General features: G+C 48.9%; 23 protein-coding genes and 2 pseudogenes. 12 read left to right on the top strand and 13 right to left on the bottom strand.

All coding sequences use genetic code 11. From position 1 onward, the window contains the following. Window positions 1-305: 305 nt before the first annotated feature. A complete protein-coding gene (locus CRI63_RS20350) occupies window positions 306-605 on the top strand; it encodes a DUF1889 family protein (protein WP_130208426.1) in 300 nt (99 codons plus the stop codon). A 282-nt stretch (window positions 606-887) separates the two neighbouring features. Here CRI63_RS20350 and CRI63_RS20340 read toward each other — a convergent pair whose 3' ends face one another. Further along, window positions 888-1067 carry a YoaH family protein gene (locus tag CRI63_RS20340; RefSeq protein WP_130218763.1) on the bottom strand — a complete coding sequence of 60 codons (180 nt, stop codon included), beginning with the start codon at window positions 1065-1067 and terminating at the stop codon, window positions 888-890. Between the two features lie 73 nt (window positions 1068-1140). On the opposite strand from CRI63_RS20340, the gene pabB reads away from it, so the two are divergent. The 4 genes and pseudogenes from pabB to CRI63_RS20320 all read left to right on the top strand — a co-directional run bounded on the left by pabB (window position 1141) and on the right by CRI63_RS20320 (window position 6362). Continuing rightward, on the top strand, window positions 1141-2502 hold the full coding sequence (pabB, locus tag CRI63_RS20335) for an aminodeoxychorismate synthase component 1 (RefSeq protein WP_135520573.1): 1362 nt from the start codon (window positions 1141-1143) through the stop codon (window positions 2500-2502). A 3-nt stretch (window positions 2503-2505) separates the two neighbouring features. Further along, window positions 2506-3084 carry a CoA pyrophosphatase gene (locus CRI63_RS20330; protein ID WP_064529235.1) on the top strand — a complete coding sequence of 193 codons (579 nt, stop codon included), beginning with the start codon at window positions 2506-2508 and terminating at the stop codon, window positions 3082-3084. A 183-nt stretch (window positions 3085-3267) separates the two neighbouring features. After that, window positions 3268-4632, top strand: a complete 1365-nt coding sequence (sdaA, locus tag CRI63_RS20325; RefSeq protein ID WP_130208430.1) for an L-serine ammonia-lyase — start codon at window positions 3268-3270, stop codon at window positions 4630-4632. Between the two features lie 130 nt (window positions 4633-4762). Beyond that, window positions 4763-6362, top strand: a pseudogene (locus tag CRI63_RS20320) (cyclic diguanylate phosphodiesterase). A 2-nt stretch (window positions 6363-6364) separates the two neighbouring features. Here CRI63_RS20320 and yoaE read toward each other — a convergent pair. Together yoaE and CRI63_RS24765 are read right to left on the bottom strand one after the other, a co-directional pair. After that, window positions 6365-7921: a CNNM family cation transport protein YoaE gene (gene yoaE, locus CRI63_RS20315; protein ID WP_130218755.1), complete on the bottom strand. Its 1557-nt coding sequence runs from the start codon at window positions 7919-7921 to the stop codon at window positions 6365-6367. Then, window positions 7909-8067: a hypothetical protein gene (locus tag CRI63_RS24765; RefSeq protein WP_276319693.1), complete on the bottom strand. Its 159-nt coding sequence runs from the start codon at window positions 8065-8067 to the stop codon at window positions 7909-7911. Before CRI63_RS24765 ends, yoaE begins: the two co-directional genes overlap by 13 nt. A 315-nt stretch (window positions 8068-8382) precedes the next feature. On the opposite strand from CRI63_RS24765, the gene manX reads away from it, so the two are divergent. From manX to mntP, 5 genes are all read left to right on the top strand, one after another. Continuing rightward, on the top strand, window positions 8383-9354 hold the full coding sequence (manX, locus tag CRI63_RS20310; RefSeq protein WP_130223509.1) for a PTS mannose transporter subunit IIAB: 972 nt from the start codon (window positions 8383-8385) through the stop codon (window positions 9352-9354). 62 nt (window positions 9355-9416) lie between these two features. Continuing rightward, window positions 9417-10217: a PTS mannose transporter subunit IIC gene (manY, locus tag CRI63_RS20305; RefSeq protein ID WP_064529241.1), complete on the top strand. Its 801-nt coding sequence runs from the start codon at window positions 9417-9419 to the stop codon at window positions 10215-10217. 12 nt (window positions 10218-10229) lie between these two features. Then, window positions 10230-11081: a PTS mannose transporter subunit IID gene (gene manZ, locus CRI63_RS20300; RefSeq protein ID WP_130208438.1), complete on the top strand. Its 852-nt coding sequence runs from the start codon at window positions 10230-10232 to the stop codon at window positions 11079-11081. A 54-nt stretch (window positions 11082-11135) separates the two neighbouring features. Further along, complete coding sequence (locus CRI63_RS20295) at window positions 11136-11594, top strand: DUF986 family protein (RefSeq protein ID WP_135520571.1); 459 nt, start codon at window positions 11136-11138, stop codon at window positions 11592-11594. A 417-nt stretch (window positions 11595-12011) separates the two neighbouring features. After that, complete coding sequence (gene mntP, locus CRI63_RS20290; protein ID WP_001353153.1) at window positions 12012-12578, top strand: manganese efflux pump MntP; 567 nt, start codon at window positions 12012-12014, stop codon at window positions 12576-12578. On the opposite strand, the gene rlmA is transcribed toward mntP, so the two are convergent. The 5 genes from rlmA to mgrB form a co-directional block, all read right to left on the bottom strand. Then, complete coding sequence (gene rlmA, locus CRI63_RS20285; RefSeq protein WP_135520569.1) at window positions 12575-13384, bottom strand: 23S rRNA (guanine(745)-N(1))-methyltransferase; 810 nt, start codon at window positions 13382-13384, stop codon at window positions 12575-12577. The two genes, mntP and rlmA, sit on opposite strands and share 4 nt — an antisense overlap. 166 nt (window positions 13385-13550) lie before the next feature. After that, window positions 13551-13760 (bottom strand): transcription antiterminator/RNA stability regulator CspE, encoded by a 210-nt coding sequence (gene cspE / locus CRI63_RS20280; protein ID WP_001062678.1) that lies wholly within the window; start codon window positions 13758-13760, stop codon window positions 13551-13553. Window positions 13761-13799: 39 nt separating this feature from the next. Next, window positions 13800-13916: a DUF2627 domain-containing protein gene (locus tag CRI63_RS20275; RefSeq protein ID WP_064529246.1), complete on the bottom strand. Its 117-nt coding sequence runs from the start codon at window positions 13914-13916 to the stop codon at window positions 13800-13802. Between the two features lie 667 nt (window positions 13917-14583). After that, the gene (locus tag CRI63_RS20270; RefSeq protein ID WP_130223513.1) at window positions 14584-14871 is read right to left on the bottom strand and encodes a YebO family protein; all 288 of its coding nucleotides are present in this window, start codon (window positions 14869-14871) and stop codon (window positions 14584-14586) included. Between the two features lie 74 nt (window positions 14872-14945). After that, complete coding sequence (gene mgrB / locus CRI63_RS20265) at window positions 14946-15089, bottom strand: PhoP/PhoQ regulator MgrB (protein ID WP_130208449.1); 144 nt, start codon at window positions 15087-15089, stop codon at window positions 14946-14948. A gap of 156 nt (window positions 15090-15245) precedes the next feature. On the opposite strand from mgrB, the gene CRI63_RS20260 reads away from it, so the two are divergent. Then, window positions 15246-15485, top strand: coding sequence for a YobH family protein (locus tag CRI63_RS20260; RefSeq protein ID WP_130208729.1), 240 nt, complete (start codon window positions 15246-15248; stop codon window positions 15483-15485). A gap of 146 nt (window positions 15486-15631) precedes the next feature. On the opposite strand, the gene kdgR is transcribed toward CRI63_RS20260, so the two are convergent. Further along, window positions 15632-16423 (bottom strand): DNA-binding transcriptional regulator KdgR, encoded by a 792-nt coding sequence (kdgR, locus tag CRI63_RS20255; RefSeq protein ID WP_096849880.1) that lies wholly within the window; start codon window positions 16421-16423, stop codon window positions 15632-15634. 176 nt (window positions 16424-16599) lie between these two features. Between kdgR and CRI63_RS20250 the strand changes: the two genes are divergently transcribed. Further along, complete coding sequence (locus CRI63_RS20250; RefSeq protein ID WP_130208451.1) at window positions 16600-17973, top strand: MFS transporter; 1374 nt, start codon at window positions 16600-16602, stop codon at window positions 17971-17973. Between the two features lie 48 nt (window positions 17974-18021). On the opposite strand, the gene htpX is transcribed toward CRI63_RS20250, so the two are convergent. From htpX to msrC, 4 genes and pseudogenes are all read right to left on the bottom strand, one after another. Beyond that, window positions 18022-18903 (bottom strand): protease HtpX, encoded by an 882-nt coding sequence (gene htpX / locus CRI63_RS20245; protein ID WP_000984517.1) that lies wholly within the window; start codon window positions 18901-18903, stop codon window positions 18022-18024. 191 nt (window positions 18904-19094) lie between these two features. Continuing rightward, window positions 19095-21144, bottom strand: a pseudogene (gene prc, locus CRI63_RS20240) (carboxy terminal-processing peptidase). Between the two features lie 19 nt (window positions 21145-21163). After that, window positions 21164-21862, bottom strand: coding sequence for an RNA chaperone ProQ (proQ, locus tag CRI63_RS20235; protein ID WP_000431365.1), 699 nt, complete (start codon window positions 21860-21862; stop codon window positions 21164-21166). A 96-nt stretch (window positions 21863-21958) separates the two neighbouring features. Further along, entirely contained in the window at window positions 21959-22456 is a 498-nt protein-coding gene (gene msrC / locus CRI63_RS20230; protein ID WP_130208455.1) for an L-methionine (R)-S-oxide reductase, read from the bottom strand. Between the last annotated feature and the right edge of the window lie 129 nt (window positions 22457-22585).

Raw genomic sequence — 22585 nt, 5'->3', positions numbered from 1 at the left:
TTATTTTTATGATTTCAACTGCTTCTATACAAAAATGATATTAATCACCCAAACTAAACCATTCTGTTAACTCCCCGAGCCGTTTACTCTGACTTTTCTGCCCTTAACAATCTGGCTGGAGCGCGGCGATTCACCGTTAATTTTTTGCTGTATCACTAGAAAACCCGCCATGACCTGCTACCTTTAAAACACCTGAATGTCAACAGGTTAACTACTGATATATCGTTATAATCCCTTTGATATTAGATGCAATTTAAGGTCATATATAGCCTTATCAAAAACGTGGTTAATTTAAGGACAAGAATATGCCTGCTGCAATAGATAAAGCCCTGGATTTCATTAGTGCCATGGATGTATCAGCATCAACACCAAGCTCGATGAATGAAAGTACGGCGAAAGGAATATTTAAATATTTGCATGACCTGGGAGTCCCCGCGAGTACCGCCGATATTACTGCGCGAGCTGAACAGGAAGGCTGGAATCCTGGATTCACGGAAAAAATGGTGGGATGGGCAAAAAAGATGGATTCTGGCGAACGCGTGGTGATTAAAAACCCTGAATACTTCTCGTCTTATATGCAGGAAGAACTTAAAGCCCTTGTGTGAGTTAAAACTCCAGCTTTAAAAATCAATCCGGACGCTTTCATTGACCTCAGAAAAGCGTCCTTTTTTCTCGTCATCATCAACACAGCCCAAATTAATCAACAGATATGGCCCCGTGATTTTTGTTTCGACGCGGTGGACCATTGTCATAACGCGCGCCGTCCAGGCACATACCGTCAAAAATGGCACGATGTAAGTTCATCCCGGAAAATCCCAGCCGATGAGGCTATCCGTATCAAGATACAGGACGTCATCCGTGACGAAATCGATACGGATCATTTTGTGTTACTCGTCTTCATCCTCAAAACGCGCCACTATTTGCTCGCCGGTATGGTTGGCGCGCAGCTCTTCTGCCACCAGCGCGATTGCCTGACCGCTGCTCATCCCCTGTGCCATCAGTTCCTGAATACGCTCAACGGCTTTTTGCTGCTGTTCATGGGTGAGTGAAGGTAAACCTGCAAACATTGTTAACTCCTGCTAAATTGTTGGCGCTAATTATTTCATGCTACCCGGCACATAGCCAGTAGAGTCAGGACTGATGAAGACGTTATCTCCCGCTGTGATTACTTTACCCTGGCGTCAGGACGCCGCTGAATTTTATTTTGCCCGCTTAAGCCACCTGCCGTGGGCGATGTTGTTGCACTCCGGCTACGCCGACCATCCGCATAGTCGCTTTGATATTGTGGTGGCTGACCCCGTTTGCACTTTAACCACTCACGATAATGAAACCGTAGTGTGTGAAGGAGAAATCCGCACAACGACCACTGACGATCCGCTCAAAGTGCTCCAACAGGCACTGGACCGTGCAAACATTCACCCGTCGCATAACAATAATTTGCCATTTCAGGGCGGCGCGCTTGGGTTGTTTGGCTACGATCTGGGTCGTCGGTTTGAGTCGCTGCCAGAAATTGCGCAACGAGATGTCGACTTGCCTGACATGGCGGTTGGTATCTACGACTGGGCGCTGATCGTCGACCACCAGCGTCAGCGTATTTCGCTACTCAGCCATCGTGATGTCAATGCTCGTCTGGTGTGGCTGGACAGCCAGCAAATAGCACCACAGCAAGATTTCAAGTTAACATCCGCCTGGCAATCCAATATGAACCGCGAGCAGTATGGCGAGAAATTTCGCCAGGTACAGGAATATCTGCACAGCGGCGATTGCTATCAGGTGAATCTCGCCCAGCGTTTTCACGCGACCTATTCTGGCGATGAATGGCAGGCGTTCGTTCAGCTTAATCAGGCCAACCGCGCACCGTTCAGTGCCTTCCTGCGTCTGGAACAAGGTGTGATTTTAAGCCTTTCACCAGAACGGTTTATTCTTTGTGATGGTGGTGAGATCCAGACCCGCCCGATTAAAGGCACGCTCCCACGCTTGTCCGATCCTCAGGAAGATAACAAACAAGCTGAAAAACTGGCGAACTCACCGAAAGATCGCGCCGAAAACCTGATGATTGTCGATTTAATGCGCAATGACATCGGCCGCGTTGCCGTACCAGGCTCAGTAAAAGTGCCTGAACTGTTTGTGGTAGAGCCCTTCCCTGCCGTGCATCATCTGGTCAGCACCATAACGGCGCGCTTGCCAGAGCAGTTGCATGCCAGCGATCTGCTGCGCGCGGCTTTTCCTGGAGGCTCAATCACCGGCGCGCCGAAAGTGCGGGCAATGGAGATTATTGATGAACTGGAACCGCAGCGACGCAATGCCTGGTGCGGCAGCATTGGCTATTTAAGCTTCTGCGGCAATATGGATACCAGCATCACCATCCGCACGCTAACGGCGGTTAACGGGCAGATTTACTGTTCCGCTGGTGGCGGCATCGTTGCTGATAGCCAGGAAGAAGCGGAATATCAGGAAACTTTTGATAAAGTTAATCGTATCCTGAAGCAACTGGAGAAGTAAGACGTGGAATACCGTGGCCTGACGCTTGATGATTTTTTATCGCGATTTCAACTATTGCGTCCGCAAATTAACCGGGAAACCTTAAATCATCGTCAGGCTGCCGTGTTAATCCCCATCGTCCGCCGACCGCAACCGGGCTTACTGTTGACTCAGCGTTCCATTCATCTGCGCAAACATGCTGGACAAGTCGCATTCCCTGGAGGTGCAGTCGATGACACGGACGCGTCAGTTATCGCCGCTGCGCTGCGTGAAGCCGAAGAAGAGGTCGCCATACCGCCTTCAGCCGTTGAGGTTATCGGCGTGTTACCCCCTGTCGATAGCGTCACGGGCTACCAGGTCACTCCCGTGGTCGGCATTATCCCGCCTGATTTACCGTATCGCGCCAGTGAAGATGAAGTCTCCGCAGTATTTGAAATGCCGCTCGCCCAGGCGTTACATTTGGGCCGTTATCATCCTTTGGATATCTACCGCCGTGGCGATTCGCATCGGGTATGGCTTTCCTGGTACGAACAGTATTTTGTATGGGGAATGACCGCAGGCATAATTCGTGAACTGGCGCTACAAATTGGTGTGAAACCCTGACTATACTTATCTTTACATCTACAAAACACTACTTGAGACAATCATCGCAATATTAGTTAAATCGCGGTTTTTGATTAGTTTAATTCATGTGAATAGTTAAGCCTGTCGCCGCGTTCCCTCTTACACTATGCGCTGTTATTCGTTCGTTACTGGAAGTCCAGTCACCTTGTCAGGAGTATTATCGTGATTAGTCTATTCGACATGTTTAAGGTGGGGATTGGTCCCTCATCTTCCCATACTGTAGGGCCTATGAAGGCGGGTAAACAGTTCGTCGATGATCTGGTCGAAAAAGGCTTACTGGATAGCGTTACCCGCGTTGCCGTGGACGTTTATGGTTCACTGTCGCTGACGGGTAAAGGCCACCACACCGATATCGCCATTATTATGGGTCTTGCAGGTAACGAACCTGCCACCGTGGATATCGACAGTATTCCCGGTTTTATTCGCGACGTAGAAGAGCGCGAACGTCTGCTGCTGGCACAGGGACGGCATGAAGTGGATTTCCCACGCGACAACGGGATGCGTTTTCATAACGGTAACCTGCCGCTGCATGAAAACGGGATGCAAATCCACGCCTATAACGGCGATACCGTTGTTTACAGCAAAACTTATTATTCCATCGGCGGCGGTTTTATCGTCGATGAAGAACATTTTGGTCACGATGCCGCCAACGAAGTCAGTGTGCCGTATCCGTTCAAATCCGCCACCGAGCTGCTTGCGTACTGTAATGAAACCGGTTATTCCCTTTCCGGTCTGGCAATGCAGAACGAACTGGCGTTGCACAGCAAGAAAGAGATCGACGAGTACTTCGCTCATGTCTGGCAAACCATGCAGGCATGTATCGATCGTGGGATGAACACCGAAGGCGTATTGCCTGGCCCGCTGCGTGTTCCGCGCCGTGCGTCTGCCCTGCGCCGTATGCTGGTTTCCAGCGATAAACTGTCTAACGATCCGATGAATGTCATCGACTGGGTAAACATGTTTGCGCTGGCAGTTAACGAAGAGAACGCCGCAGGTGGCCGCGTGGTGACTGCACCAACCAACGGTGCTTGTGGCATTGTTCCGGCGGTACTGGCTTACTATGACCACTTTATTGAATCGGTGAGCCCTGATATTTATACCCGCTATTTTATGGCGGCCGGAGCGATTGGCGCACTGTACAAAATGAACGCGTCTATTTCCGGTGCGGAAGTCGGTTGCCAGGGCGAAGTGGGCGTTGCCTGTTCAATGGCTGCGGCGGGTCTTGCAGAACTGTTGGGCGGTAGCCCTGAACAGGTTTGCGTGGCGGCGGAAATTGGCATGGAACACAACCTTGGTCTGACTTGCGACCCGGTTGCGGGTCAGGTTCAGGTTCCGTGCATTGAACGTAACGCTATTGCATCAGTGAAGGCGATTAACGCCGCGCGAATGGCTCTGCGTCGTACTAGTGCACCACGCGTCTCACTGGATAAAGTCATCGAAACGATGTACGAAACAGGAAAGGATATGAACGCTAAATATCGCGAAACCTCACGCGGTGGTCTGGCGATTAAAGTCCAGTGTGACTAATACTTTATCCTCGCCCATCTGCAACGGATGGGCGAATTTACCCTCGCTTTCTCGTCTGCTGTAATTTTCCCCACTACACTTCCACTGTTGCGTCAGGCGTTTGTCGCCATACGCTTACCGGGTGGCCCGCATGCAAAAAGCACAACGGATCATTAAAACCTATCGCCGTAATCGAATGATTGTTTGTACGATTTGCGCACTCTTTACGTTTGTGGCAACACTGAGCGTGCGATTTATTTCACAGCGGAACTTAAATCAGCAGCGGGTAGTGCTCTTTGCCAATCACGCCGTTGAGGAATTAGACAAAGTCCTGCTTCCACTTCAGGCGAGTAACAACGTACTGCTTCCCCTGATTGGACTCCCCTGCTCAGTCGCCCATCTCCCCTTACGAAAACAGGCGGCAAAACTGCAAACTGTACGGTCAATTGGCCTGGTGCAAGACGGCACGCTTTATTGTTCCAGCATTTTTGGTTATCGCAATGTTCCTGCTGAAGATATCCAGGCTGATTTACCCGCGCCGCAGCCCCTTTTACGCTTAACTACCGACCGCGTATTAATTAAAGACAGCCCGGTATTGATTCAGTGGACGCCTTTACCGGGCAATGGTCGAGATGGCGTGATGGAGATGATCAACATCGACCTGTTGATGGCAATGTTGCTGGAGCCGCAATTGCCGCAAATAAGAACGGCCAGCCTGACGGTAGCCGATCGCCATTTACTCTATGATGATGGTCTGGTTGATTCTTTACCTCCGCTTAATGGCAATGAACGTTACCAGGTTTCATCGCAGAATTTTCCTTTTATCATCAGCGTTAGTGGACCTGGTGCGACAGCGCTGGCGTTGCAATATCTTCCCAGCCAGTTTCCACTAGCGGTACTGTTGAGTTTACTGGTGGGGTACATCGCATGGTTGGCCACGGCCCATAGAATGAGCTTTTCACGCGAGATAAATCTCGGGCTGGCGCAGCGCGAATTTGAGTTATTTTGTCAGCCTCTACTCAACGCGCGCTCGCAGCAATGTATTGGTGTAGAGATATTGCTGCGCTGGAATAATCCGCGTCAGGGATGGATCTCGCCGGATGTTTTTATCCCCATTGCGGAAGAACATCACCTGATAGTGCCACTTACCCGTTATGTGATGATGGAAACCATCCGTCAACTCCACGTTTTTCCAATGAGCAGCCAGTTCCACATCGGCATTAACGTCGCCCCCAGCCATTTTCGCCGTGGCGTATTGTTAAAAGATCTCAATCGTTACTGGTTTAGTGCTAACCCGATTCAGCCACTAATCCTCGAAATTACCGAGCGCGATGCCTTACTGGATGTTGATTATCGGATTGCCCGCGAACTGCATCGTAAAAAACGTCAAGCTGGCGATTGATGACTTCGGCACCGGCAACAGTTCGTTTTCCTGGCTTGAAACGTTACGTCCTGACGTGCTGAAAATTGATAAGTCTTTCACTGCGGCGATTGGTTCAGATGCAGTTAACTCGACGGTGACAGATATCATTATTGCGCTGGGGCAAAGACTGAATATTGAACTGGTGGCGGAAGGCGTTGAAACGCAAGAACAAGCGAAGTATTTGCGCCGTCATGGCGTGCATATTTTACAAGGGTATTTGTACGCGCAGCCCATGCCGCTGCGTGATTTCCCGAAATGGCTGGCGGGCAGCCAACCGCCGCCCACCAGGCATAACAGACACGTTACGCCCGTTATGCCATTGCGTTAGTGCTATTCGTCTTCATCGTGCGGCGGTTGCTCTTTAACAATGCGAACCAGATCAACACGATAATCATTGGCTTCTACGATGGTGATATGCAGCGGTCCAACATCGATCACGTCGCCTGCGCGAGGAATGTGACCATTTGCCGAAATTACCAGACCTGCAACCGTCGCAATATCATCATCATCGGTAAGGTGCTCAACATCAAGCGCCTGCTGTAAGGCATGTAAGTCTGTACCACCTTTTACCAGCCAACCGTCACCATCGATAACAATTTCCGGCGTTTCATCTGCATCCGGGAACTCACCAGCAATAGCTTCCAGTACATCCAGCGGCGTAACCAGACCTTGCACCACACCAAACTCGTTGGTGACGATAACAAAACTACCACGAGCACGACGCAACACGCCCAGCAGGTTGATCGGGTCGAGGGTTTCCGGAACGATTATCGCCGGAGAAGCAGAAGCAATTGCCGTCACGTCGACACCGACTTCCAGCGCCACCAGCAGTTCTTTGGCACGCACGATACCGATGATTTCATCCAGTTCACCACGACATACCGGAAACAGGCTGTGCGGTGAAGAGAGCAGTTGCTGGCGGATTTCATCAACGCCAAGGTTAGCATCTACCCAACTGATCTCGCCGCGTGGCGTCATAATGCCGCGCAGAGAACGTGACGCCAAAGTCAGAACGCCGTTAATCATATAACGCTCTTCTTCGGCAAAGGCACCTTCTGGAACCGGAATTGGCACCGGGTTATCGGCATCGTGTTGAATATTTGCCTGACGTTTACCCCCCATCAGACGCAGAATGGCATCGGCGGTACGCGCACGCAGCGGTAAAGTCGACTGATGGCGAATAAAGTTACGGCGCGCAATCTGGTTAAACACTTCGATGATGATCGAGAAACCAATTGCTGCATACAGGTAGCCTTTTGGAATATGGAAACCAAAACCTTCAGCTACGAGGCTCAGACCAATCATCAACAGGAAGCTCAAACAGAGCACTACAACTGTTGGATGCTGGTTAACGAATCGCGTCAGCGGTTTCGATGCCAGCAACATAACTGCCATCGCAATCACTACCGCAGCCATCATTACCGGTAGATGGTTGACCATCCCTACGGCAGTAATCACTGCATCCAGCGAGAAGACAGCGTCAAGGATGACAATCTGTGTGACGACCACCCAGAAACTGGCATAACCTTTACCGTGACCAGAGTCATGATCGCGGTTTTCCAGCCGCTCATGCAACTCGGTTGTCGCTTTGAACAGCAAGAATATCCCCCCGAACAGCATAATCAGATCGCGCCCGGAGAAAGAAAAATCCATTACGGTAAATAGCGGTTTGGTCAGCGTGACCATCCATGAAATAAGCGATAACAGCCCCAGGCGCATAATCAACGCCAGTGACAGCCCCAACAAACGCGCTTTATCACGTTGTTTCGGCGGCAGTTTATCGGCAAGGATGGCGATAAAAACCAGGTTATCGATACCCAGCACGATTTCAAGGACGACAAGCGTGAGCAGCCCCGCCCAAATCGAGGGATCCATTAAGAATTCCATGACAAGCTCCTGCTTAAGGAATAGCTAATCGGCGCCAGAAATAATGCAGGCGAAACGAGAAAATACAAACAAAAGGTGCGGCAAAAAATGCCAGTAAGGCAGGCGCTATATGGCCTGATGCTGAAGTGACGTCGGTGACGATCCATACTGCGGGCTGCAGCCCTATACTCCTTGGTTGTTAAACGGGAGTTAAACATATCAGAGAGATCTCTGATTTGGCAAAGATTTACCTTCCTTTGCAAATGAATGTGACAACTTTTTTTACTCTTTCGGAATTTTGTCAATTCAAAGTTAATTTACGGATCTTCATCACATAAAATATTTTTTTCGATATCTAAAATAAATCGCGAGGCACAGGGGGTTTCCGGTTGTAGCCCTTATCTGAATCGATTCGATTGTGGACGACGATTCAAAAATACATCTGGCTCGTTGAGATGTTAACAATAATAAGGAGGTAGCAAGTGACCATTGCTATTGTTATAGGCACACATGGTTGGGCTGCAGAGCAGTTGCTTAAAACGGCAGAGATGCTGTTAGGCGAGCAGGAAAACGTTGGCTGGATCGATTTTGTTCCTGGCGAAAATGCCGAAACGCTAATCGAAAAGTACAACGCTCAGTTGGCAAAACTCGACACCACTAAAGGCGTGCTGTTTCTCGTTGATACATGGGGAGGCAGTCCGTTCAATGCTGCCAGCCGCATTGTCGTCGACAAAGAGCATTATGAAGTGATCGCAGGCGTTAACATTCCAATGTTAGTGGAAACGTTAATGGCTCGTGATGATGACCCAAGCTTTGACGAGCTGGTAGCACTGGCGGTAGAAACAGGCCGCGAAGGTGTGAAAGCACTGAAAGCGAAACCCGTTGAAAAAGCAGCGCCAGCCCCCGCCGCAGCGGCACCGAAAGCGGCTCCTGCACCGGCAAAACCAATGGGACCAAACGACTATATGGTAATTGGCCTCGCGCGCATCGACGATCGTTTGATTCACGGTCAGGTTGCTACCCGCTGGACCAAAGAAACTAATGTCTCCCGTATCATCGTAGTTAGTGACGAAGTGGCTGCGGATACCGTTCGTAAGACACTGCTCACCCAGGTTGCACCTCCCGGCGTAACAGCGCATGTAGTTGATGTCGCCAAAATGATTCGCGTCTACAACAACCCGAAATATGCGGGCGAACGCGTGATGCTGTTATTTACCAACCCGACAGATGTTGAGCGTCTCGTTGAAGGCGGCGTGAAAATCACCTCAGTCAACGTCGGTGGTATGGCATTCCGTCAGGGCAAAACTCAGGTGAATAACGCAGTTTCGGTTGATGAAAAAGATATCGAAGCGTTCAAGAAACTGAATGCACGCGGCATCGAGCTGGAAGTCCGTAAGGTTTCCACCGACCAGAAACTGAAAATGATGGATCTGATCAGCAAAATCGATAAGTAACGTATTGTGTTGATTATCACTCAGTTTTCACACTTAAGTCTTACGTAAACAGGAGAAGTACAATGGAGATTACCGCTCTTCAAATTGTGCTGGTATTTATCGTAGCCTGTATCGCAGGTATGGGATCAATCCTCGATGAATTTCAGTTTCACCGTCCGCTAATCGCGTGTACCCTGGTGGGTATCGTTCTTGGGGATATGAAAACCGGTATTATTATCGGTGGTACCCTTGAAATGATCGCGCTGGGCTGGATGAACATCGGTGCCGCTGTTGCACCTGACGCCGCCCTGGCATCAATTATTTCTACAATTCTGGTTATTGCTGGTCATCAGAGCATCGGTGCCGGTATCGCGCTGGCAATCCCTCTGGCAGCAGCAGGCCAGGTTCTTACCATTATCGTTCGTACTATTACCGTTGCTTTCCAGCACGCTGCGGATAAGGCAGCTGAAAACGGTAACCTGACGGCGATTTCATGGATCCACGTTTCGTCTCTGTTCCTGCAAGCAATGCGTGTGGCTATTCCGGCCGTTATCGTTGCGCTTTCTGTTGGTACCAGCGAAGTTCAAAACATGCTGAACGCCATTCCGGAAGTGGTGACCAATGGTCTGAACATTGCCGGTGGCATGATCGTGGTAGTTGGTTATGCGATGGTTATCAACATGATGCGTGCTGGCTACCTGATGCCGTTCTTCTACCTCGGCTTCGTAACCGCAGCATTCACCAACTTTAACCTGGTTGCTCTGGGTGTCATCGGTACCGTTATGGCGGTGCTCTACATTCAGCTGAGCCCGAAATATAACCGTGTCGCCGGTGCGCCAGTTCAGGCTGCTGGTAACAACGATCTCGACAACGAACTGGACTAACAGGTGAGCGAAATGGTTGATACAACTCAAACTACCACTGAGAAAAAACTCACTAAGAGTGATATTCGTGGCGTCTTCCTGCGTTCTAACCTCTTCCAGGGTTCATGGAACTTCGAGCGTATGCAGGCGCTGGGCTTCTGCTTCTCTATGGTGCCGGCGATTCGTCGCCTCTACCCGGAAAACAACGATGCCCGTAAACAGGCGATTAAACGTCACCTCGAATTCTTTAACACCCAACCGTTTGTGGCGGCGCCAATTCTGGGCGTAACCCTGGCGCTGGAAGAACAGCGTGCTAACGGTGCAGAGATCGACGATGGCGCAATCAACGGTATCAAAGTAGGTCTGATGGGTCCGCTGGCAGGTGTAGGCGACCCAATCTTCTGGGGTACAGTACGTCCGGTATTCGCAGCGCTGGGCGCCGGTATCGCGATGAGCGGCAGCCTGTTAGGTCCGTTGCTGTTCTTTATCCTGTTTAACCTGGTACGTCTGGCAACGCGTTACTACGGCGTAGCATATGGTTACTCCAAGGGCATCGATATCGTTAAAGATATGGGCGGCGGCTTCCTGCAAAAACTGACGGAAGGGGCGTCTATTCTCGGCCTGTTTGTCATGGGGGCATTGGTTAACAAGTGGACACATGTCAACATCCCGCTGGTCGTCTCACGCATCACTGACCAGACGGGTAAAGAGCACGTTACCACTGTACAGACCATTCTTGACCAGTTAATGCCGGGCCTGGTACCTCTGTTGCTGACCTTTGCTTGTATGTGGCTGCTGCGCAAAAAAGTGAACCCGCTGTGGATCATCGTTGGCTTCTTCGTCATCGGTATCGCTGGTTACGCTTGCGGCCTGCTGGGACTGTAAGACTGTTGTACACTACCGGGGCCTTTTGGCCCCGTTTTTTTATCTGGAGGATTAATGACAATCACGGACCTGGTACTGATTCTTTTCATCGCCGCACTCCTGGCCTTCGCGATCTACGATCAGTTCATCATGCCCCGCTGCAACGGCCCCACCCTGCTGGCAATTCCTTTGCTCCGGCGTGGTCGCATCGATAGCGTTATCTTCGTCGGATTGATTGTCATTCTTATCTATAACAACGTCACGAATCATGGCGCGCTGATAACGACATGGTTATTAAGTGCACTGGCTCTGATGGGCTTTTATATATTCTGGATCCGCGTTCCGAAGATCATCTTTAAACAGAAAGGTTTTTTCTTCGCCAATGTCTGGATTGAATATAGCCGAATCAAAGCGATGAACTTATCGGAAGATGGTGTCCTGGTTATGCAATTAGAACAGCGTCGGTTGTTAATCCGCGTTCGAAATATCGACGATCTGGAAAAGATTTATAAACTTCTTGTTTCAACTCAATAGGTTATATCTTTAGCCAAAGCTATGTTAAGTGTATTTTTAATAACCAGACATAGCTTAGGCTATATTATTTCTTCGATCATTTGTTATTTATTTTAACGTTTCATTTATATATAAATCTAAATGAAAATCGTTATCAATGAAGTGATGAAATAATATATTCCAGGAGTTGTTTTATATTCTCAATATATGTTAAGGTTGCGCCCTCATTTGGGGAGTAGCCGATTTCCAGACTCCGGAAATGTACGTGTCAACATACTCGTTGCAAAAACGTGGCACGTACGGACTGAACATTTTCAGTCAGGCGAGACCATATGCACATCAATCGCTATGCCTGCATGAGCGCGTCTTGTCGTTCATGTGTGCATGTTTGCGGGGGGCGAAGATGTGTTTTATGGATACCCCGGTCAGGACGTTGTCATGAATATCACTGCTACTGTTCTTCTTGCGTTTGGTATGTCGATGGATGCATTTGCTGCATCAATCGGTAAAGGTGCCACCCTCCATAAACCGAAATTTTCTGAAGCGTTGCGAACCGGCCTTATTTTTGGTGCCGTCGAAACCCTGACGCCGCTGATCGGCTGGGGAATGGGCATGTTAGCCAGCCGCTTTGTCCTCGAATGGAACCACTGGATTGCGTTTGTGCTGCTGATATTCCTCGGCGGGCGAATGATTATTGAGGGTTTTCGTGGCGCAGATGATGAAGATGAAGAACCGCGCCGTCGACACGGTTTCTGGCTACTGGTAACCACCGCGATTGCCACCAGCCTGGATGCCATGGCTGTGGGTGTAGGTCTTGCCTTCCTGCAGGTCAACATTATCGCGACCGCATTAGCCATTGGTTGTGCAACCTTGATTATGTCGACATTAGGGATGATGGTTGGTCGCTTTATCGGCTCAATTATTGGGAAAAAAGCGGAAATTCTCGGCGGGTTGGTACTGATCGGCATCGGCGTCCAGATCCTCTGGACGCACTACCACGGTTAATTTGTTCGCTGCCAGAGGTGAATATTAAAATCCGTCTGGCAGTCGAATACTTCTTTTGCCGCCAACGTTTGCCAGACATCAGGCTTCGCACGCCAGGCAAACGGCGTCATCTGCAACAATGCAACAGCTTCATCGCCGCGAAGACGCATCGGATACCGCAGTTCATCGCTCTGCTGTAATGCAAAACCTTCCAGTTGTTCAGTATGGGGGGCATGCAGAAGTACTTCGTCGTAAATCAGCCCTTTCAACTCCATTAAATGTCGTGGCCCTGGAGTAACGGTAATTACCCAGCCTCCCGGTTTGACGACACGCGCTAACTCTTCTGCTTTGCATGGCGCGTAGATGCGAATAATGGCATCCATACTGGCATCGGCAAAAGGCAGACGGTGGCTGGAAGCGACACAAAAGGTAACCTGCTTATAGCGTTTCGCCGCAGCTTTAATTGCGACCTTAGAGACATCAAGACCAAAGGTTGTCACTACTGGCAAGGCATCGGCAAAAGCATGAGTGTAATACCCTTCCCCACAGCCAATATCCAGTACCGCTGTTGCGTGCTCATTAAGATATCCACGCAATTGAGCGACTATCGCATCACGAAGCGGCTGGTAATGACCGGCATCTAAAAACGCACGTCGCGCCTGCATCATTTCCGCGCTGTCTCCCGGATCGCGGGATCGTTTATATTGAACGGGCAGCAGATTGACATATCCCTCTTTCGCCATATCAAATTGATGCCGCTGCGGACAGATATAGCTATTTTTTTCAAGAGATAGAGGCTGGTGGCAAAGTGGACAGGAAAACGACATGAAAACTCCGGCGGGATACTAAATGCCGCAAGTGTAACGCGAATCGCGCTGCGGGCAAATATTCGAAGGTCGTAAGCGAGCATTAAACAAAGTAAAAAGCCTCGCTTTTCGACGAGGCTTTATAGCGAGATTGAAGTGCGTTGACACTTCAGATCAGTGAATTCGATCAGATAGCGGTTACGTTAACAGCTGCCGGACCTTTCTGGCCGTCCTGAATTTCGAACTCAACGTTCTGGCCTTCGGCCAGAGTTTTGAAGCCATTACCCTGGATAGCGGAGAAGTGTACGAACACATCTTTGCTGCCATCAGCCGGAGTAATGAAGCCAAAACCTTTAGACTCGTTGAACCACTTAACCTGACCTTTAATCTTTGCCATTTGAAAAATTCCTTAGATTGTTTTCTTCGCCCGCAGGCATTACAGAGATAAAACTGACACATTACTGCTTGAGGCACTAATATAAGGTTCGGCAGAGAAGCGGTATTCAACGACAACGTGTTTACTCAGGACTTCTTTACTGAAAATGCCACACATAAACAGAACTGTACCTCGTTTAACCCAAAGCTGTTATCACATACAACGTTAATTATGGCAAGCCATTTTTAAACATGTCTCGATCAGCTGCACAAATCTCGATGCGCCTTCCACTTTTTTTTTGCACATTTATGCAACGGAATGCGTGTCGATATATCGAGACACTTAAGCATACCAGTACAAACAGATGCCTGAACTGATGTGGTTTCTAACATAGTTCAATAAGTTCTAATCTTCCAGTTCAGAAATACAATTTAATTACACAATGTGTGTGATATCACTTTTTTATACTATGTAATGATAAAGTGTTATATAACTTTATCTCATAAAACAGTCAGTTAACAACATACACAGATGCAATGCCGATGCCATATTCAAAGCATGTTAATAATGTAAAATAAGAAAAAATGATGAATGATAAAAAAATGAGAAGAGAAACGTTTCGCTTATAAACAATGCTGTAATTAATCAATATTCCGATGCAAACATCCCAATCAGCAAGTACAAAAAATAACTTTTTCTGATGTCAAAATAAATGAATTAATAACAGAGAAAATAATCAAAATCCAATAAAGGATTAATTTTAATCAATTGCATCATTATAGTGCATGTAAGAATGATGAGATGAGTAACCCATCAACACAGGGTTACTCAAATTGAGGAAGGATTACCGTTCTGCTACCAGACGAATAATATCTTCATCTTCACCCGTTTTTTGGTTCTCAGTCACCTTTTCATCGGCTTTTTCAGGTGCGTTAGCTTCGCACAAGCGGCGTAACAGTACATTCTGCCGTTTCTGCTGATCCAGCAATGCCTCAAGCAGTTCAATCTGTTCGTTAGTCCGGGAACTGGCACGGTTGATGAAAAACCACAAGATGAGCCCAATAATAAGAACTACTACCGATACGACCAAAGACGCAATGTTCATCACGCCTGAATTTACAACTTCGTTCATTTAACCACCTCTAAGTAGAGGCGCCATTTTACCACTGCTACGCAGGAAGGAAATCTACTGATGAAAAAATGATATCACCATGGGATGAACTGATTGATGGCACAAATTCCGCTGAAAAATTGCACATCCTGATCGCACATTATGTTGAATACCTGCATCCATAACAGCAAGAAAGCCAGCACAGCGGCAACCAGAACGACCCATCGAAACTTTTTCACTCCAATCTCCGTTTAACCTCTCTTCTGCCTTTAAACTATCATGCGTTAGTTAAACAACGTCTAACCATGTCGATATTCGTGCTTTTTCGGAATGATACGCTTGCTTCAGTCCATATTGCCGCTACGATTAAGCAAACAAAAAGAGAAGAGGTCGTAATGCGATTCATCATTCGCACAATTATCTTGATAGCACTGGTATGGACAGGATTATTACTCAGCGGATATGGCGTTCTGATTGGAAGCAAGGAAAATGCTGCCGGGTTAGGACTGCAATGCACATATCTCACCGCCCGAAGCACAAGCACGGTGCAATATCTGCATACTAAAAGTGGATTTTTGGGGATTACAGATTGCCCGCTGCTACGTAAAAGCAATATCGTCGTCGATAATGATTGATAGATAACGGTACAAATATCCATATCAAAACTAATGGATATAAAGTACTTTCATCTTCTGCTCGAACGATATCACTATTAACATTATTTAATCCACGCTAAATGAAGAACCTGTCTGAATTTTATGCAGGCAGGTTCTTATTTTAATCAGAATGGATAGTCGTGATACCCCATTTGTGCGGATATTTTGCGCGCTGCCGTATGCAACATAGCCACATACTCCTGCAAACGTTCTTCAGAAAAACGCAGCGTCGGGAAGGAAATACTCAAGCCGGCAATCACCACACCAAAGCGGTCAAACACCGGAACGGCGATGCAACGCAGTCCTTCTTCCTGTTCTTCGTTATCTTCGCCGTATCCCTGCTCACGGACCTGATCTAACACGGGTAATAACGCCTCTGTGCTGGTGATGGTCCGATCGGTGCTGCGTTTATATTCCACGCCTTCAAGGATTTGCTTCACTTCATCGCGATCGCGCCAGGCCAGCAGCACTTTACCAATCGCAGTGCTGTACAGAGGATTACGACGGCCAATCCGTGAATACATGCGCAAATTGTACATAGAGTCAATTTTGTGGATGTAAACGATACTGTCTTCATCCAGTGCGCCAAGATGAATGGTTTCTTTGGTCAAACGGGAGATCTCACGCATCTGGATATCTGCACTGCGAATAAGATCGACGTTTTGTAACGCACGAGCGCCCAGCTCAAATAATTTTAGAGTCAGAGAGTATTTCTCCGACTCCCCTTCCTGTGCGACATAGCCCAGGGTTTTCATGGTCTGTAAAAAGCGATAAACGGTGCTTTTTGACATCATGACACGCTGTGACAGCTCGGTTATCCCTATTTCGCGCTCTTCGCCCAGCGCCTGCAAAATGCCAAAAACCTTCAGTACGGAAGATACAGAATCAGGTTGTTTATCCAGATCTGCGTTAGCCATTTATCACCTCATTGCGAGTGTTTTATAAAAATCAGAACTGTTTTTTATTATAATTTCGCGCCAGGGTGGTCGCAATCCATCTTTTGCCGGTTAGTTACAATTCTGCGACATTCGCCGTGAATATCAGTGCTAAAATCATACCCCTGTTGATTATTACCAAAAGATATAAAATTCCTATGCCAAAAGTTCAGGCCGATGGCCTGCCGTTGCCTCAGCGGTACGGCGCAATTTTAACCATTATTATTGGTATCTCGATGGCGGTTCTCGACGGCGCTATCGCTAATGTCGCCTTGCCAACCATTGCAACCGATCTCCACGCCACACCAGCCAGTTCCATCTGGGTGGTGAATGCCTACCAAATCGCGATTGTTATCTCCTTACTCTCGTTTTCTTTTTTGGGCGATATGTTTGGCTATCGACGAATTTATAAATTCGGTCTGGTGGTTTTTCTGCTCTCATCGTTGTTCTGCGCTCTTTCTGATTCACTGCAAATGCTAACCCTGGCGCGTGTAATACAAGGTTTTGGCGGCGCAGCGTTAATGAGCGTCAATACTGCACTCATCCGCTTAATCTACCCACAACGTTTTCTGGGGCGAGGGATGGGAATTAACTCTTTTATCGTCGCCGTCTCCTCCGCTGCCGGGCCGACGATCGCCGCCGCAATCCTTTCAATTGCGTCCTGGAAGTGGTTATTTTTAATTAACGTACCATTGGGTATTATCGCCCTACTCCTTGCGATGCGTTTTCTGCCGCCAAATGGTTCTCGTGCCAGTAAGCCGCGGTTTGATCTGCCCAGCGCCGTGATGAATGCGCTGACATTTGGCCTGCTTATTACCGCGTTGAGTGGTTTTGCTCAGGGGCAATCACTGACGCTGATCGGTGCTGAACTGGCGGTAATGATTATTGTTGGTATTTTCTTTATTCGCCGCCAGCTTTCCCTTCCTGTTCCACTGCTACCAGTGGATTTACTGCGTATTCCGCTGTTTACACTATCAATTTGTACCTCCATTTGTTCTTTCTGCGCGCAAATGCTGGCGATGGTTTCCCTGCCTTTTTATCTGCAAACCGTACTTGGGCGTAGTGAAGTTGAGACAGGTTTGCTCCTGACCCCGTGGCCGTTGGCAACGATGGTAATGGCTCCGCTGGCAGGTTATTTGATAGAGCGCGTCCATGCAGGATTGCTTGGTGCTTTAGGGCTGTTCATCATGGCGGCGGGACTTTTTTCACTGGTCCTGTTGCCAGCTTCACCTGCCGATATCAATATCATCTGGCCGATGATCTTATGCGGTGCAGGCTTTGGGTTATTCCAGTCCCCCAATAATCACACCATTATTACCTCCGCCCCGCGTGAGCGTAGCGGTGGTGCCAGTGGAATGTTGGGTACAGCGCGTCTGCTTGGTCAGAGTAGCGGCGCAGCTCTGGTGGCGCTGATGTTGAATCAGTTTGGTGATAATGGTACGCACGTCTCGCTGACGGCTGCGGCTATTCTGGCAGTGATCGCCGCCTGTGTCAGTGGTTTACGCATTACCCAACCGCGCGCACAAGGCTAAAAAAAAAGCGCGTCAACCAGGACGCGCTTTTTTATAATTTACTGCAAATTACTTCAGGTATTCACCGGTACGCAGGGCTTCAATACGTTTATCCAGCGGCGGGTGAGTCATGAACAGCTCACTCAGCGATTTGGACTTACCATTGATACAAAAAGCCATCATGCTGGTTGCTTCCTGCGGCTCATAGCTGGTTTTCAGACGCTGCAGCGCAGCAATCATTTTCTCACGACCAACCAGTTTGGCTGAACCTGCATCGGCATGGAATTCACGGTGACGCGAGAACCACATGGTGATAATGCTCGCCAGAATACCAAATACCAGCTCCAGCACCGTCGCAACCGCAAAGTAGATCAGCGGGTTGCCGTTGCTCTCTTCACCTTCATCACGGTTACCGCCCATAAAGCCCGCGGCAAGCTGCGCCAGAATACGCGAAATAAAGATAACGAAGGTGTTTACCACGCCCTGAATCAGCGTCATGGTAACCATGTCACCATTCGCAATGTGGCTAATTTCGTGGGCAATTACCGCCTCAGCTTCATCCGGGCTCATGTTCTGCAGCAAACCGGTGCTGACAGCAACCAGAGAGGCATCACGACGAGCACCTGTCGCAAAGGCGTTGATATCCGGCGCATGGTAGATAGCTACTTGCGGCATAGCAATCCCTGCCTGACGGGCCTGGGTTGCTACAGTATTGACCAGCCAACGTTCCCTTTCGTTACGCGGTTGCTCGATCACTTCCCCGCCAACAGATCGTAATGCCATCCATTTGGACATCAGAAGCGAAACGAAGGAACCACCAAAACCGAACAGCAAGGCCATAATCATCAGCCCCTGAACGCTGCTCGACTGTATCCCTGTCAGGCTCAGTACCAGCCCGAAAACGACCATAACGGCCAGGTTCGTTAGCAGGAAGAGCGCGATTCGCATCATAATTTTCTTTTTACCTCAGTTTAACAAAACGCAATATGCGATACCCACATCGTATGGGTTACGCGACTATTTTCAAGTCTGGATAGAGCGTAAGTCACCAGAAAGACACAACTTTACATTTTGTAGCATCTGATTTACGGCATCTTGCCACTGTTAAAAAATCAGGCACAATTTCTTGTGCCTGATTGATGTTACTTGACGGGAGCGGGCTGTTCCGCTGGTCTGGATTTTTCCAGCTTCGCCAGATCGAGTGCGATATTCACTGTCTCGTCCAGATACGGATCTGGCTCCTTGTAATCTTTTGGCAAATCATCCAGTTTCTTCAACTCCGGTTTGCCTTCACGTTTAAAGCGATCGTTCAGGCGCGCCAGACGCATCGCATCATCTTCATTGTTCTCTTTCTCACGCACAGCGTAATTCAGAGAAACAATATTGCGTTTGTCCTTCATGGCATTGAAACGAGCAATATCCTTCATGATGTTCTGGAATTCAGGATCCTTCGCGATGCGCGCATTATGTTCCTTCAGCAATTCCGGCTCAAACGCCGATAAATCGCCTGATTTCACATAGGTTGCAGCATCAATGCTATCCCACGGCAGCGCATTATCTTCGAATTTCTCTCCCGTTTCCGTCTCTTCATTGCCCGTCGGCATGATGATATCCGGCGTGACGCCCTTACGTTGGGTACTGCCACCGTTAACGCGATAGAATTTCTGGATTGTATACTGCACTGACCCCAGCGCCGGCCATTCAGGACGTAACATCTGATCGTAGATACGATTCAGAGAACGATACTGCTGGACAGTACCTTTGCCGAATGTTGGTTCACCCACAACCAGCGCGCGACCGTAATCCTGCATCGCGGCGGCAAAGATTTCTGAAGCCGAAGCACTGAATCGGTCAACCAATACCACCAGCGGGCCTTTATAGAACACCTGGCCGTCGGTATCACTGTCCTCGCGGACTTTACCATTGTTATCACGGACCTGAACAATCGGACCGGAAGGAATGAACAAACCAGAGAGCGATACTGCCTCGGTCAGCGCCCCGCCGCCATTGCTACGCAGGTCGATGACGACGCTGCTGACATTCTGTTTTTCCAGCTTCTGCAACTGAACTTTGACATCGTCTGTCAAGCCAACATAGAAACCGGGAATATCCAGTACGCCCACTTTTTCTTTGCCGACGGTCTTCACGGACATTTTAACTGCGCGGTCTTCCAGACGAATGCGTTCACGCGTCAGTGTTACCGTACGGGTTTTAGTCCCTTTACCGGCAGGTAAAATTTCTAAACGAACTTTACTGCCTTTCGGCCCTTTGATTAAGGCAACGACATCATCAAGACGCCAGCCAATCACGTCAACCATCGGCTTGCCGGTTTGACCAACACCGACAATTTTGTCACCAACGCTGATAGCTTTACTCTTCGCTGCCGGACCACCTGCCACCATCGAATTGATAACGGTGTAGTCATCATCCATTTGCAACACCGCACCAATACCTTCCAACGACAAGCTCATTTCAGTATTGAACTGTTCGGTATTACGCGGGGAAAGGTAATTGGTATGCGGATCAATTTCGCGCGCAAACGCCGTCATTGCCAGCGAGAACACATCTTCGCTGTTAGTTTGCGCCAGACGGCGAATGGCAAATTTGTAGCGACGAGTCAGGGTTTCACGAATTTCTTTATCCGTTTTTCCTGTCAGCTTCAGACTTAACTCGTCGAATTTGACTTTGCTGTCCCACAGCGCGTTCAACTCGGCCTCGTTTTTCGGCCAGGGCGCTTTGCTGCGGTCCAGGTTATAAGTGTCGTTGCCGGTAAAATCCATCGGTTTTTCCAGTACCGATAAGGCGTACTGGTAACGTTCAAAACGGCGTTTTTGCGCCAGATTGTAAAGATCGTAGAAAAACGTCAAGTTTACCGGAGCGCAGTTCATCGCCCAGCTCATTTTTCTTTTTCGCGAACTGTTCAACATCGCTTGCCAGCAGCACATTGTGGCTGTAATCAAGCAGGTTCAGGTAGCGGTCAAAGATTTTGGCCGAGAATGCCTGATCGAGGTCGAACTGGCGATAATGGGAGCGGGTAAAGCGCGACGTTACGCGCTCACTCACCGTCGCATGCTGCGTCTCTTCCTTTAATACCGGAATCTGATCAGCACGCGTAATATCTTCTACTGCGAAGGTCTGGCCTGCTATTGCAAGCAGGCCAGCTAACGCGGTAAGCCTAAAAAACATGTTCATGCCTGGCCCGGCCTCCGTTTCAGAACACCAGGTGTTCTGCGCGCACAATCAAAGACATACCCGAATTCAGCTGGACGCGGACGCCGTCTTTGGTGATTTCTAATACGGTGGCATCCATCGCATTTTGACCAGCTTTCACCTTCAGGGCTTGTCCGACAGTCAGAGCTGAAATGTCAGAAACTGGGGTGTGCTGTTCTTCGCGAGGTGCTTTTACTGTTTTTGGCGCTTTCTCAGCCGGTTTCTGCGCGCGAGGTTTGCGCTCGGCGCCTTCTTTACGGCGTTGCGCAGCAGGACGTGGCTTGCGTTCGCGGCGTGGTGCGTCTTCTTTCTCACCTGCAGCTGCGGCAGCTTCGCGTTTTTTCGCCTGCTGTTCGGCACGCTGCGCCTGGACGCGCGCTTTCGCTTCTTCAAGCTGCTTGCGAGCATGTTCTACATGCTGCTCGTCCAGCTCACCGCATGGGTTGCCGTCGAGATCGACACGCGTCGCGCCTGGTTTAACGCCATACAGATAGCGCCAGCTCGAAGTGTAGAGACGTAAAGCGGATCGCAGTTGCGTTTTGCTAAGGTTCATTTCCCCAGCAACGCGATCGACCAAATCCTGAAAAATACCGATTTTCAGCGGACGCGCTTCACCTTCCGCACTGAAACAGTGGGGAAAACGTTCGGCCAGAAACGCGATTACTTCTTTACTGCTATTCAACTTAGGTTGATTTTCCATGAAATTTCCTGATTACAACGGACGTAGCCAACAAGCGCAGGCATGAACAGGCGTCATTATAATGACGTCATCAGTAAATGCTACGTTATCCGTTGATTATCCTGCGACGCTCGCAAAGAATTTTTTGTAATCCGTCGTTGCAAGCACCTTTTCAAGCTGCGCCACAAGCTGACGTAAGCCTTGCTCGTCCTCGTCTGTAAAGCGGCCGAAGACAGTACTGTCGATATCGAGAACGCCAATAATCTGATTTTTCACCACCAACGGCAGAACGATTTCAGAATTACTCGCCGCATCACAGGCGATATGCCCATCAAAGGCGTGAACATCCTCGATTCGCTGTACTTCATTGCGGGCAACTGCAGTGCCACACACGCCACGCCCTACCGGGATCCGTACGCAGGCAATTTTGCCCTGAAACGGCCCGAGTACCAGCGTATCGTCCTCAAGTAAATAAAACCCAGCCCAGTTTACGTCAGTCAGACGCTCGTATAACAAAGCACTGGTATTCGCCAGCGTTGCCAGAAAGCTGGTTTCTCCCGCCATCAACGCATTAAAGTCGCGGTTTAAGTCCGCGTAAAATTCTGTTTTGTTCATTATATAATCACTTAGTTGTCTTACCTGGAACTGCCAGCCTATTAAAATAAGCATTAAATGCGTTAATGCTCAAGATCATTCCCATCATGGGTTAAGATAAATGTTAATTCTTATCACATTTGGCATGTC

It is taken from the genome of Escherichia sp. E2661 (assembly GCF_004745185.1).
Taxonomy (GTDB): domain Bacteria; phylum Pseudomonadota; class Gammaproteobacteria; order Enterobacterales; family Enterobacteriaceae; genus Escherichia.
Note: the sequence above shows the minus strand (reverse complement) of the source record. Positions and strands in the feature narration are given on the sequence as shown.